Raw genomic sequence first — 14,503 nt, 5'->3', positions numbered from 1 at the left:
TTACTGTCGGCTTCCATGCCTCCACTTCCTCAAGCTGCAAAGCTACGCTTTGGTCATTCGTCATCTCACAGCGCCCCGAGGAGCACACTATATCCTCAATTGTAATTAATAATATGAACGTAAACTCCGTGTATTCACCGTCCATGGCTAAGTCACGGCTATCGCGCATTGCCTAAAGGGATTTAGGTACTTGGAATTTGTCGGGAACAAAATTCCGCCATGCGCATCTTATTACCCATCATTAATTCAATTTCGGGTGTGATCACGGGGAATTATCTCAGCATCAGCCTTCAAATTGTAGGCGGGAGTTTACCTCGCGCTTGGGCTTTTAATTGCAAATTTGAGTTTATATGTCGCGTTGGCGACGGCAACCAAGGGGCATAGTCTCCAAATAATCTCTGCTGCAAATAATTCATCCATGAAGCTGGGTTACTGTCGGCTTCCATGCCTCCACTTCCTCAAGCTGCAAAGCTACGCTTTGGTCATTCGTCATCTCACAGCGCCCCGAGGAGCACACTATATCCTCAATTGTAATTAATAATATGAACGTAAACGCCGTGTATTCGCCGTCCATGGCAAAGTCACGGCTATCGCGCATTGCCTAAAGGGATTTAGGTACTTGGAATTTGTCGGGAACAAAATTCCGCCATGCGCAGCTATTACTCATCATTAATTCAATTTCGGGTGTGATCACGGGAGTATTGTCTTAGCAGCGGTCTTTAAATTTTACTGTAGGCGTGCAGCTTGCTGACGCGAAAAGCGCAGCTTTTAATAATTTGAAGCTCTTGGCTCGATGCCCGAGACCCGGCGCTCGACGCCTTTATTTATAGATGTCGCGTTGGCGACGGCAACCAAGGGGCGGATACCGCCGACCGCCCCTTGGAACCCCACGGCGCCCCGAGGATCACACTGCTTCCTCAATTTAAATTAATGATATGAACGTAACCAGCGTAGATAGGCCATCCGTGGCCTAGCTACGCTTTTTAACAGCATCCATGCTGTAAATTACTCACCATTAATTCAATTTCGGGTGTGATCACGGGGGAGTTGTCTTGGCAGCGGTCTTTAATTCAATAATGAGTTAATGCTTGTTTACAATGCACTTTTTAGTACACTAACTACTGGCAAACAGGGAGTAGTTTTAATGCAGCAAATTGGTATTTACGAGCAGTTAATTACGCAAGTAATTGAGCAAAACTTAAATCGCGACCAATTTTATGTTGGTGAACGTCAACTAGAATCTGCTGAAGCGGCAACATGGCTTTCACGCTTTTTAGGCAAGCTTGTTGAGCATGCAATAAATGCTATTCCTAATTCAAACGAGCGGTTACAAGAGCAAATTAGCCTTGCTAACAACCTTGTTCTTTGGCTTAAAGATCATATAAAAGATGATGAGCTTATTAACGAAAACCTTATTGATAGCCAAGGCCGAATACTTACTGCACTGTTTAATACCCAAAACCCTATTGCTGCAAATCTTAAAGAATACTCTCACGATATATTCCCGCTAACGGGCCTTACGCAAAGCGAATTATTTAGCGGTGCTAATGCAGGTATATCGCTCGAAACCGAGCTAAAGCGCGAGATAAAATCGTCCGACACTATTTATTGGTTGGTCTCATTTATAAAATGGACAGGGCTGCGCATATTTAAAAATGAGCTGGAAGCGTTTACCAAAAGCGGCAACAAACTCAAAGTAATTACCACCTCATACATGGGCGCAACGGATGCTAAAGCCGTTGAGTTTTTAGCAAACCTACCAAATACCGAAGTAAAGCTAAGTTATAACAATCAGCAAGAACGCCTACATGCTAAATCCTACTTATTTATGCGCAATACGGGTTTTCATACAGGGTATATTGGCTCGTCTAACTTATCGCATTCGGCGCTTACCAGCGGCCTTGAATGGAACTTAAAAATTACCGCACAAGAAATACCGCACATCATAGCTAAAACCAAAAGTACCTTTGAAACCTATTGGCAATCGCCAGATTTCGAGCTATTTACAGGCAAAGCTGAATGTAAAGAAAAGCTCATTAATTCACTTAACGAGCAACGCGGTGTTGGCCAGGCAAACAGCCAGTTTTATTTTGATATAACACCAAAAACGCATCAGCTCGCTATTTTAGAAAAACTAAGTGCTGAGCGCAGCGTACATAATCGTTATAAAAATTTAGTGGTTGCCGCAACCGGCACTGGTAAAACCATAATATCGGCGTTCGACTTTAAAACTGTTTACGATAAAAACCCAAACGCACACTTTTTGTTTGTAGCCCACCGCGAAGAAATACTAAAACAAGCGCAAAGCGCTTACCGTGGCGTGCTTAAAAATAACGACTTTGGCGAGCTGTGGGTAGGTAACTACAAACCACAACGCTATAACCAATTATTTGCATCCATCCAAACGCTTAATAGCCAAATTGAATCGCTTAATTTAACGCATGATTACTACGACTACATAGTGATAGATGAAGTACACCACGTAAGCGCTGCAAGTTATCGCGCTATATTAAACCACTTTACGCCTAAAATATTACTTGGCTTAACCGCTACACCAGAGCGACAAGATGGCGCAAATATACTCGATGATTTTTGCGGTGTAATAGCCGCCGAAATCCGCTTACCAGAGGCAATAAATCAACGCCATTTATGCCCATTTCAATACTTTGGACTAGATGACGACACCGACCTAAGCCAAATAACATGGCGAGGCGGCCGTTACGATATAAGCGAGCTAAGTAACCTTTATACAGGGGAGAACAGCCGCGCTAACAAAATTATATCGAGCCTTGCTGATATAGTTACCAATGTTCACGCTATTAAAGCACTCGCGTTTTGCGTAAGCCAAAAACACGCAGAATTTATGGCTAAAAAGTTTAACTTAGCGGGTATAAACGCCGATGTACTCACCAGCAAAAACACTAATGAGCGCACGACCAAACAGCAAGCACTACGCCAAGGCGAAATACAAATACTTTGCGTGGTTGATATTTTTAACGAAGGCGTCGATATTCCAGAAGTCGATACACTATTATTTTTACGCCCAACTGAAAGCCTAACGCTGTTTTTGCAGCAACTTGGCCGTGGTTTACGCCTGCCCGACAACAGCCAAAAGCAGTGCTGTACCGTACTCGACTTTGTCGGTAATGCTCGCCCAGAATATGACTTTGCGAGTAAATTCCGCGCACTCATTGGTAAAAGTAACCAGCCAATAAAAACCGAAATCGAAAACAACTTCCCGCATTTACCACTGGGTTGCCGTATAGAGCTACAAAAGCGCACACAACAAACAATATTAAAAAATATTCAGCAAGCCATAAACTCTAAACGCCGTTTACAGCAGCTGATAAATAGCTATTCGCAACATACCAATGACGCGCTAACGCTAAGTAACTTTTTACGCATAAACCCACAAGTCATACTAGAAGACATATACAAACCAAAAGACGGTAAGCTCGGCGGCTGGCATTGGTTAAAGGACGGTGAAATACCTGCAGAGCAAGCCGATATTTACGCCGCGTATTACCGCGCAATCAACACCCAATTACTCGGCTGCGACTCGCTCAGCTACTTATGCTTTTTACGTGATTTATGTAATAACGATTTTAGCTTTATGCCAACAGCACAAAACCAACAGTACGCACTTATGGCGCATTACAACTTTTGGGATTCCACTGGCACAAGTTTAGGCTTTAAAACGCTTGAACAAAGCTTACAAACGCTTATTCATCCAGCGTTACAGCACGAACTTGCACAAGTAATCACGCTTTTATTAAACCGCATTCACCAACAAGAAAGCGATTTAGCGTGTTTACCTAATCACGCCATAAAATTGCACAGCCGCTACACGCGCCAGCAAATACTTTCTGCATTTGGAGCGCACTCGTTTGATAAAAAATCGACAGCCCGCGAAGGCGTTTTAGAGTTTAAAAACCAAAATCTAGAGCTATTATTTGTAACGCTTAATAAGTGTGAAAAAACCTACTCACCCACCACGCTGTATCACGATTACGCAATCAGCCCCACCCTATTCCATTGGCAAACGCAAAACAGCGCTCGCCCTGAACACGGCCGTGGCCTTAGTTATATTCAGCACCAAAAAACTGGCAAAACCATCCTGTTATTTGTGCGAGAACAAGGCAAAGACGAAAACGGCAGAACTATGGGATTTGTAAACTACGGCGAGGTTAAATACCAAAGCCACAACGGCAGCCAGCCGATGAATATAACGTGGGAATTAACCAGCCCCATGCCAAGTGAAATGTGGCACGAGGCTGGGAAGTTAGCGGTTGGGTGATTAAAAATTAGAAAAGTCGTCTATGAATTATCTCCAATCTATCAACAAACACACCTTCCCCGTGATCACACCTGAAACTGAGTTAATGATGAGTAATTTACAGCATGGATGCTGTAAAAAGCGTAGCTTGGCCATGGATGGCCTACCTACGCTGGTTACGTTCACATCATTAACGTAAGTTGAAGATAAAGTGTGATCCTCGGGTGCGCCGTGGGATTCCAAAGGGCGGTCGGCGGCAGCCGCCCTTTGGTTGCCATCGCCAACGCGATATAACCTCGAATAGAGGTTTTTAAATCCTTTAAACCTACATCAAAACACCAATTTATGAGCGCGATATAAAATCGCACCTACATATTAATTACACCGAAATTTGAAAGCTTCGCTTTTCGCGTCAGCAAGCTCAACGCCTACGAGCGAACATTTAACCTTCAATTTAAACAAGCGCGATATAAAATCGCACCTACAACTATTCCACAACTACCTGTTTAAACCGCGCAAATGTTCGCATGCTTTCATCAGCAATCATTACTTCATAATCTGGGTTTTGAGCGATTAACTCATATTGCCCATTTGGTAATTTATTAACTTTGCGCAGTAAATACTGCCCATCACCGCTTATATCGTCTCGCTCTATCGCGACTATTTGGCCGCGTAACGATCCTGCTTTATCGGATGTTATAAGCTCAAGTAGCAGTAAATCACCATCCAGTATTGGATGTTTACCGCCGTTCATAGAGTTACCCGAAGCGCGTGCTAAAAAATGCACGTTTGGATCAAGCTTGCCTGCGCCAAGTGGCGCGTCCATCAATTCCATACCGCTTTCATCCCCTGTTTTAAAATGCCCACAGGCAATTCTAATATTGGGAAAGAACGGCAGTTTTAGCGCGTTATCTTGTTCTTTTGCTGTATCGGCTAACTCTTTAAACGCTAACTGAGTTACATTGTCAGCTTTTTGCTCTGTATTTTGTTCCGTGGTTGGCGTTTTTACTTTTAGTCGCTGGCTGTATTTAGCTAAGGTGTATTCAACCAGTTCTAACACGGCGCCGTTTAGTAACTCGCATTTTTCTGCGGGTACGTCAAACGTGGCTTTTACGGTGTTGTTTTGTAAGGTAAACCATTGTGTGCCGTCTTTATTTTTATTGGTGTAGGCTTTAATTGGATTTTTACGCCAGTAGCTCTGCCATGTTTGCGAATCTGCAGCTGCTTGCTGTTCTTTAATAGGTAAATCGTGTTGCTTTAAATTTGGATGGCGCGCGAGTACCTTTGCACTCATTACAGCAAGTTCTGCAACTGTTGGGGGGTTAGCAAAGCCATTTAAAGCAACATAAGCCTCAAGAAAAATAGCTTTGAAGCATTTGGTCATACTGGTAGTTTGTATGCCTTTATGTAAAAAGTCGTAAAACGGTGCTAATTGCTTGGCACTTTGCTGTGCTTCGTCATCAATATTTTGTATTTTAGCAATTAGATCAAACCAACTAGTGTAGTTGCTGTTTACCTTTTTTATATCGCCGTAGTGGTAGTAAAACTCACTTAATGTAGGTAAATGCCCTAGTTGCTCGGCAAGTTGTGTTATATCTTCTAACGCTGTGGTGCGCTGTATTTTGGCTAGCTGCTGCCAAAAGTTGGTAACTTTTAAGTCAATATTTATAAAGCAGCCATCAGCAAGGTTTGGTTTTTTAAGCTTTTTAACTACACCAGTTGGCGTGGTTTCATGAAGTAGCGCATAAGGTTTATTTAAAAAGCTGTGGTGGTTACCAATAAAATCGAGCACCACTAAATGTGTTTTACCTTCGAGGGTGCGTAAACCCCGCCCTAATTGCTGTAAAAAGAGTATTTTAGAGTCGCTTGGGCGCAGCATTAATATGGTATCAATGCTTGGTAAATCAGTGCCCTCGTTAAATAGGTCAACAGTAAATAGTACTTCAACTTTACGCTGTTCTAATTGTTTAAGCGCCTCATTACGTCGTACTTTTGATTGGCTATGCACTGATAGCGCTTTTACACCCGCTTTATTAAATGCAGCAGCCATATAATCGGCATGTTTGGTAGATATACAAAAGCCCAATGTGCGCTGCTGTTTGTATTGCTGCCACTGTAAAAGTGCATGGTCTGCCCGTTTTTGGGTTGCAAATTTGTTTTCAAGTGCTGCTGGATCAAATCGGCCATTACGCCACGGAATAGCTTGGTAGTTTACGTTTTCATCCCAAATACCGTAGTAATGAAATGGCACTAACGTTTTTTGGTCTATCCCCTGCGTTAAGTTACGCTCAAATACTAGGTTGTTGTCGCATAACCCTAAAATATCAGCTTGGTCGGTACGCTCTGGTGTAGCTGTTAAACCCAGTAAAAACTTGGGTTCAAAGTAGTTTAAAAGCTGGCGATATACGCGCGCACTTGCATGATGAAATTCGTCAACAATAATGTAATCAAATGCCGTTGGTGCAAACTGCTTTAAGTGATTACTTCGGCCAATGGTTTGAATAGAGGCAAACAAACACTCAGCGTTTTTGTCTCGCTGTTTACCGTTATAAAACCCAGTAGATAGAGTAAGTAATTCAGAAAATGTACGCTGTGCTTGCAAAAGTATTTCTTCACGATGCGCTACAAATAAAACACGTTTTGCTTTGAATTGTTTTACATCAAATGCACTTAACCATGTTTTACCCATACCCGTTGCTAAAACCACTAAGCCACGCTTAAAGCCCTCAGTACGCGTTTGCGCTAAGGCATTAAGCGCTTCAATTTGAGCTGTCCTTGGTGTTTTAGCTTCATTCTTTTCAATAACTTGCTCAGCTGTATCAGCGTGGTTTACCGATACAAACTGCTGTGTTTTACGCCTAGTAATGTAGCTATTTATCCATTCATGGCTTAGATGGGTAACAAATTCGTGATTAAAAATATTTTCAAAAGCTGTGCGTATACTAAAAAACTGCTTCGCTGCTTGGCTTGTTTTTGGTTGTGTATAATCGTGTCTAAAATTCCACTCATGCCCTTTGGTTAATGCGCTGGCACTAATATTACTTGAGCCAATAAAGGCACAGCCATCAGTAATCTCTTTTTGGTCGTTTGTTTTGACAAAAATATACGACTTCATATGAAAACTTTGATTACTGTGTGTTTGGTAAATACGCACATCGGCTCCACGATCTACCAATGCCATGAGTTCTCTCAACGCATTAGGATGAGTAATATCTAGGTAATCTGAGGTAAGTAATTTAAGTGTTGCACCACTTTGCAAAGCTTCACTGAGTGGATCAAACAACAAAGCTAAGCCGCTTGGCTGAATAAATGAAACCGTAACTTCAATCTCAGTGGCATTATTTATGGCATGCACAAGATTAGGTAATAACGGGTCATTATCACCCGTAATAAGCTGCTGGTTATTACTTTGCAGGTGTTGATGTTCACTAAAACTATTCACTTATAATTTCGCTTTGCTATGCGTTAACAAGGCATTGAGCCACACTTCGCTTTCGCGCTCTGGGCGCTGATCAACACTTTGCCATTGTTTAATAGCTTTTAACTGCGTATGGCTAAGTAAATGCGTTAAAGAATTTTCGTTTAAATCGGTAAATTCGCGACCATTATGCACACGCTCTGTATCGCCATATTTAAACGATACATACAAAACACCGTTTGGTTTTAGTGCATTTTGTAGGTTTAAAAATACCTGTGGTAATTCAGCTTTTGGCACGTGTAATAAACTGGCGCAGCACCAAATAGCATCGTATTTATTAACACAATCTAGCTGCTGGAAGGTTTTAACGTCGACGGGTTGTTGTAAGTAACTGCTTGCTAATGCGGCAAGCTCTGGGCTTGCATCAAACGCGCTAACAGTAAACCCCTGCTGTTTAAAATAAGCAGCATCGCGGGCGCTGCCACAACCGGCATCTAAAATATGACCGTGTTCGGTAACATGTGGCAAAAACTCAGCATACAGCACTGACATATCAACATTTAGGGTTGAGTCACTAAAGCTTTGTGCGTTTTGATTGTAGTAACTAAGTGTGGAGTTTGACACGAGACACACCGCTCCTTGGCTTATCTGTTAATAACTAACGTATTATTAAGTTAGTATTCATTTAAAACAATTTACCTGATTGGTAAAAATAAATATAGGCTTATTAGTTATATAACCAATAAAAACTACGCCATTATCATTAATACGCGCCTGCTTTTACAATTATGTAAATTTAGCCTTAACTTTTAAACAATTAAGTACAAGCTTTTGTTATTACTAAATTTAAAAACCGCACAACACGTTTAAATTAATCCGAGTGTATAATCGTGCCTACACATTAAAAGCTGCGCTTTTCGCGTCAGCAAGCTCAACGCCTACAGCCCATAAGCGCGAAGTAAACTCCCGCTACTCTTGTACATTAACCTTGGTTAATTTTTACCTAAAACCTCAAGCCTGACACCTAAAACCTGCTCTTGCCCTACTGGCTATTTTTTAAGTTTCTTTTACCTTTCATCTTTGGCTTTGGATCTGTATAATTCGCCAGCTAATTTACCCTATTGTCTGGTTCTTGTTTGTGGCGTTTTGCTGCAGCCTATCCCTGTCAGTACTTTTTCTAGGATTACATTTTTTTGATCTCCACCGCAAATATCACGATGCAGTTTGGCGCAGAGCCGTTGTTTGAAAACATTTCAGCTAAATTTGGTAACGGTAACCGTTACGGTTTAATTGGCGCTAACGGCTGCGGCAAGTCGACTTTCATGAAAATTTTAAGCGGGGCACTTGTGCCAAGTGCCGGTAATGTATCTATTACTCCTGGGTTAAAAGTAGGTAACCTAAGCCAAGACCAGTTTGCATTTGAAGAATTTAGCGTAGTTGACGCTGTAATTATGGGCGACGTGGAGCTTTGGAAAGTAAAGCAAGAGCGCGAACGTATTTACTCTTTGCCAGAAATGAGCGAAGACGATGGCATGAAAGTAGCTGAGCTAGAAAGCGTATTTGCAGAAATGGACGGTTACACGGCAGAAAGCCGCGCTGAAGAAATTTTGCTAGAAGCGGGTATCGATAAAGAATTTCATTATGGCTTAATGGCAAACGTAGCGCCGGGCTGGAAACTACGTGTGCTTTTAGCACAAGCGTTGTTTGCAAACCCTGATATTTTGCTACTCGATGAACCTACCAATAACTTAGATATTCATACAATTACCTGGCTTGCTAACGAGCTTAACAAGCGTAAATGTACCATGATTATTATTTCGCATGACCGTCACTTTTTAAACTCGGTATGTACACACATGGCCGACATTGATTACGGCGAGCTGCGTATTTACCCTGGTAACTACGAGAAATTTTTAGAAGCTGCTGGCCTACAACGCGAGCAATTACTTGCTGAAAACGCGAAAAAGAGCGCTGAAATTGACGAACTACAAGACTTTGTTAACCGTTTTGGTGCTAACGCATCTAAAGCGAAACAAGCAAGTTCGCGTGCTAAAAAAATGGATAAAATTAAACTTGATGAAGTTAAATCGTCAAGCCGTATGAGCCCTTCGCTAAGCTTTGACGAAGGTAAAAAAATGTATCGCCAAGCGCTTGAAGTTAATAAAATTGGCCATGGCTTTGATGGCGAAATGTTGTTCTCTGGCGGCGACTTATTACTTGAAGCCGGCGCTAAGCTTGCGGTAATTGGCGAAAATGGTGTGGGTAAAACTACCTTTTTACGCTGTTTAGTAGACGAGCTTAAAAGCTTAGAGGGCGAAGTTAAGTGGTCTGAAAATGCTACTTTTGGTTATTGCCCGCAAGACAGCACTAAAGATTTTGATAACGACTTAACCTTGTTTGATTGGATGTCGCAGTGGCGCACCGCTAAGCACAACGATTTAATGGTACGTGGCATGTTAGGCCGTTTGTTGTTTACAGCAGACGATTCAAACAAAAAAGCGCGTAACTGTTCAGGTGGTGAAAAAAACCGTTTGTTATTTGGTAAGTTAATGATGCAAGACGTTAACGTACTAGTAATGGACGAGCCTACAAACCACATGGATATGGAAGCCATTGAAGCACTTAACAATGCGTTAAAAGACTTTCAAGGTACGCTTATTTTTGTAAGCCATGACCGTGAGTTTGTATCGTCACTTGCTACGCGTATTATTGATATTAAAGATAAACAAGTAATCGACTTTCAAGGCTCGTTTGACGAGTACCTAGCCAGTTGTGAAGAGAAAAAAGTAGCGTAATAACAGCTTTTAAATACTCTATTTAAGTATTAAGTAAAAACGGTGCTAACTTTAGCGCCGTTTTTTTGTGCTTGTTATTTGTGTTTCGAGCTTGGGCTTTGGCCTGTGAGCAATTGTTTTTTAAGTAATTAACTCACAAAGAGGGTATGAGGCGTTGCGCTTTAGAGGGTGAAAAGAGCTGTAAGTTTCGAACTGCAGATAAAATGGAACTGCTCTACTCATTTACTCTCATTACCTACTCTTTGTGCAACTTTTGTAGGCGGGGCTTTATGCCGCGCATTTTAAATAATAAAAATGATCGCTTTTAAAATAAGCGACGTAATGTAATGTGAAGGGCTTAAAAAGTTGGCTGTCGGGTAACCAAGGTCACTGTGTATATTCCCCTTCGCCATGTAAGTTAAAAAAGGTGTATTTTTTGATGATTTATACACCTTATTTATTTTTGTAACTTAATTTAAAGTATTGAATTGAGTTAAGTAATTGTTCAGCTTAGTCGCGTTATTATGCAATCTAACTTATTGTTTTTCCCTTTGACATTATGTTGTTTTAAGTAGTTTTTGCCAGCTCACCTTGAGCTGGTTTTTTTTGCCTAATTTTTATCAATAGCGTCTAAAAATGTCTAATTGCTGCAAACTAACGTTAATTACCTAACCTGCGCTATAAAGTGTTTAACGAAACAGCAACCTCCTCTAGTACCCTGAATCTGTGCATGTTAAAGTTGCCTTAGCGATTTATTGATTTTATTTATTAGGCGTACTATGCGTTACTTTTTATTACTATTGTTTATTTGCGTAACTTTTAATTCTACAGCAATCATTGCTGCTGAAGATGACCCTTTTTCGGCTCCCACCGAGCAGCAACAAAACCAAGCTGTTGATGGGCTAGCTGCTCCTATGTATAAACCGCTAATGGAGCGTTATATTCTTGATGAGCTTAGAGCTGTGCGTCAAGATCAGCAAAAACTGCGTGAGGATGTAACTAAACAAGTAACTCATGCCCAGCTAGATACCGCTGACCGTGCAATTACCTATACTACTGATACCATTAACAATGTATTTTTTATTATTACTGCTACCGCATCAATTTTAGTATTAGTTGGTTGGAACTCACTGCGCGATGTTAAAAATAAAGTAGAAGACATAGTAAATACCCGAGTAAGCGTTATTACCGATGAGTATGAAGATCGCTTAAAAATTCTTGAAGAAAAACTGCGCGTTCGCTCTGAAGAAATACTCAGTAACCAAGAACGTATTTCGGTCACTAATGAAGTTCATTCACTGTGGATGCGGGCTAATTTAGAAAGTGATTTTGCTAATAAAATTGAAATTTTTGACGAAATTTTAAAACGTAAACCCGAAGACGTAGAAGCTATTGCTTATAAAGCCGATGCACTGCTAGAAATTAACGATACAGCACAAGCTATTGAGCTATGTAACCAAGCAATAGAGATAGACAGCGATTATGGCTATGCTTATTGGCAACGTGCGTGTGCTTATGCGTTAATTCATGAACATGCCGATGCGTTGGCCGATATTAAAATGGCGTTAGATTACTCACCTAACTTACGCAATGAATTACTGCACGAGAGTGCGTTTGCTAGCCTACACGACAACGAAAGCTTTAACGAAATTTTGAGTGCGACTAGCGTTTAAAGTACAGATCTATTGCTTTACTGAGCAGCTCGTCGAGCTGCTCTTCAAACTCTACTATATTTATTTGAAAGTGATCAAAGTACAGCTTGGCCTGAACTTGCGATAAGTTACGGCTATTTACGCTGTATTGACGTTCACTTTTTTGCTTGTCGTAACGAGGGGTAAATAAAAATTGCGCATAATATGGTGATTTAATATGCTTATTAGCATAGCGACAAAAATCTTCTATGTGGCTTAGCCCTTGTGGGCCTAAACAGCCTGGCTCTACCCGATACTCTAGGCGAATTTTTTTCTCGTCGTTTAACTGCATTTTGATACTTACTTACCTAGTTATGAGTTATCGAAAAAATAACACACGAATTATTTTACCATCTTTAACTTGATAGCTTGAAATAAGCTCTGAGCGTTTATCTATTACGTTTTTATCTACTGAGCAGGTTTCTGATAATTCATGATCAATTACTATGTCGCCATGTACTATGCGTTTAATTGGTGATGAATGAATGCATTTTAGCTTTTTAAACATTAAGCCATAACGAGCTATTAGTTTTTCTTTACCTTTAAATAGCAGCTCGTTAGGAAAAATATAAAATTCAACGTCTTCGGCATAAACCCGAATAAACTCTTCAATATTACGGGCGTTATAGGCTTTAACTAATTGTTCAATTACAGCTAATGATTCGCGCGATTGTTTGGCTTTTGTTTGCTGTTTTTGCGTTAAGGCTTCTTTAGCTTGCGTTACTACTTGCTCAGCTTTGGCTATAGCGGCGGCTTTTTCTTCTTTATTTTTAATTTTTTCAACTGGCTTAGGAGTTTCGGTGCCAAGTACTTTTGAGTCGTCTACTTTGTTAGGATCAACAACTGGTTTTGTTAATACTGCTTCTTTATGTTCTAGGGTATTGAGCCTATCTGTAACTTGTTGCTTTGACTCGTCGGCAGCTTGCTGCTGTTTTTCAATTACAGGCTTAGCTTGCTCTGCACTGCTTTGCGCTGTTGTGTTGGTTTCTTGCTCTGTTGCGTAAACAAGCGCCGCGGCACCAATAAATATAAAAGCAAAAACGATAGGTAAAGATTTCATAGTTTTCCTAAAATGAGCACGAAATACTGTTAGGGCGCAACATAGCAAATTTTACAGTTTTGGGGTAGTGATTATCTGTTTAGTACTAGAGCATGTTTGGTATTTAGCATGGTTATTGCCCATTTAAAGGAATAACCACACTAAATAGGTACTTATTTACCTAAAAACCAAACATATTGCTACACGTTCAAGCGAGCAAAATACACACGCCTAACTACCAATATTGCTCAACTGTTATGTGGCCGGGGGTTCTACGGCGATTGCGTTGGTAATTTTGGCTTATTAGTAATTCGGTGGTGTCTTTTACCATTTGCGGATTACCACAGATCATAAACTGTGCATTTTCGGGCGTGGCATCTAGCCCAACGTGCGAAAACAATTGCTTATTAGCTATCGCATCCGTTATTCGTCCGTGCAACCCTACATCAGCTTGCTCACGACTCACTACGGGAATGTAATTTAACTGCTTAGGATGAGCTTCAAGTAGCGTGTTTATAAGCTCCTGATAGCTTAAATCGTCATTTAAACGTACACCATGTACTAGGTTTATATGCTGATACTTTTGCCATACTTCGCTCTGTTGTAGCATGGATAAAAATGGTCCCAAAGCGGTGCCGGTACTAAGCATCCATAACTGCTCGCTGGCGGGTATTTCGTCAAGGGTAAAAAAGCCCGTAGCACGGCGCTCTATTAATACATTATCGCCTGGTTGTAGCTTGGCTAAATGCGATGAGAGTAAACCGTCAACTACGTTTATTAGGTAAAACTCTAAATTGGGGTCATCGGGGGCATTAACGTAGGAGTAAGCCCGCGCAATGCGCTTATCACCATCCATTATAGATAGCTTAGTAAACTGCCCCGCTTTAAATGGCTCAACGTCGGCATTTACCGTTATGCTAAATAACGAGTCTGTCCACCAAGTAATTGTTTTTACTGTTGCATCAACCCAATTAGACATAGTTAGCTCCTATATTATCGGCTATAAAGTATTAAGGTTACTGACTTACTTTAAATGTGCGTTTTAGAGCTTAAACCTTAACATTAAGTAACAAATACTTATAGAGTAATTAGCTGCCAAATTTTACGAGTGAAAATAGGAAATAAATAAGTAGAGCTAGATTTATTTTTCACACAACCCACAGCTCTTTTCACCCACTAAAGCACAGCGCCTCATTGCCTCTTTGTGAACAGGTTTTAATTTAAAATGCGCGACAACAATTTGCACAAAGAGAAGACAATGAGAGTAAATGAGTAGACATAAAACACATTGTTCTTGGCTTTGTT

9 protein-coding genes are annotated in these 14,503 nt (G+C 40.8%); 4 read left to right on the top strand and 5 right to left on the bottom strand.

The window, feature by feature from the left end; genetic code table 11:
• The first annotated feature begins 1,144 nt into the window (after positions 1 to 1,144).
• The gene (locus tag H5079_RS12550; RefSeq protein WP_182684216.1) at positions 1,145 to 4,297 is read left to right on the top strand and encodes a DUF3427 domain-containing protein; all 3,153 of its coding nucleotides are present in this window, start codon (positions 1,145 to 1,147) and stop codon (positions 4,295 to 4,297) included.
• Between the two features lie 22 nt (positions 4,298 to 4,319).
• Entirely contained in the window at positions 4,320 to 4,475 is a 156-nt protein-coding gene (locus H5079_RS12545; RefSeq protein ID WP_165744258.1) for a hypothetical protein, read from the top strand.
• A gap of 288 nt (positions 4,476 to 4,763) precedes the next feature.
• Here H5079_RS12545 and H5079_RS12540 read toward each other — a convergent pair whose 3' ends face one another.
• A complete protein-coding gene (locus H5079_RS12540) occupies positions 4,764 to 7,718 on the bottom strand; it encodes a DEAD/DEAH box helicase family protein (RefSeq protein ID WP_182684215.1) in 2,955 nt (984 codons plus the stop codon).
• Positions 7,719 to 8,318 carry a bifunctional 2-polyprenyl-6-hydroxyphenol methylase/3-demethylubiquinol 3-O-methyltransferase UbiG gene (locus H5079_RS12535; RefSeq protein WP_182684214.1) on the bottom strand — a complete coding sequence of 200 codons (600 nt, stop codon included), beginning with the start codon at positions 8,316 to 8,318 and terminating at the stop codon, positions 7,719 to 7,721.
• A 569-nt stretch (positions 8,319 to 8,887) separates the two neighbouring features.
• On the opposite strand from H5079_RS12535, the gene H5079_RS12530 reads away from it, so the two are divergent.
• Both H5079_RS12530 and H5079_RS12525 read left to right on the top strand, forming a co-directional pair.
• Positions 8,888 to 10,489, top strand: a complete 1,602-nt coding sequence (locus tag H5079_RS12530; protein ID WP_011329728.1) for an ABC-F family ATPase — start codon at positions 8,888 to 8,890, stop codon at positions 10,487 to 10,489.
• A 758-nt stretch (positions 10,490 to 11,247) separates the two neighbouring features.
• The gene (locus tag H5079_RS12525) at positions 11,248 to 12,141 is read left to right on the top strand and encodes a TPR end-of-group domain-containing protein (RefSeq protein WP_011329727.1); all 894 of its coding nucleotides are present in this window, start codon (positions 11,248 to 11,250) and stop codon (positions 12,139 to 12,141) included.
• Here the strand turns inward: H5079_RS12525 and H5079_RS12520 are convergent.
• The 3 genes from H5079_RS12520 to H5079_RS12510 all read right to left on the bottom strand — a co-directional run bounded on the left by H5079_RS12520 (position 12,131) and on the right by H5079_RS12510 (position 14,177).
• Positions 12,131 to 12,451: a hypothetical protein gene (locus tag H5079_RS12520; protein ID WP_011329726.1), complete on the bottom strand. Its 321-nt coding sequence runs from the start codon at positions 12,449 to 12,451 to the stop codon at positions 12,131 to 12,133. The genes H5079_RS12525 and H5079_RS12520 overlap by 11 nt on opposite strands.
• 27 nt (positions 12,452 to 12,478) lie before the next feature.
• Positions 12,479 to 13,219, bottom strand: coding sequence for a nuclear transport factor 2 family protein (locus H5079_RS12515; protein WP_182684213.1), 741 nt, complete (start codon positions 13,217 to 13,219; stop codon positions 12,479 to 12,481).
• Positions 13,220 to 13,433: 214 nt separating this feature from the next.
• Entirely contained in the window at positions 13,434 to 14,177 is a 744-nt protein-coding gene (locus H5079_RS12510; RefSeq protein ID WP_182684212.1) for a ferredoxin--NADP reductase, read from the bottom strand.
• Positions 14,178 to 14,503 lie beyond the last annotated feature (326 nt).

It is taken from the genome of Pseudoalteromonas sp. SG44-5, from assembly GCF_014164175.1.
GTDB lineage: Bacteria > Pseudomonadota > Gammaproteobacteria > Enterobacterales > Alteromonadaceae > Pseudoalteromonas > Pseudoalteromonas nigrifaciens.
Note: the sequence above shows the minus strand (reverse complement) of the source record. Positions and strands in the feature narration are given on the sequence as shown.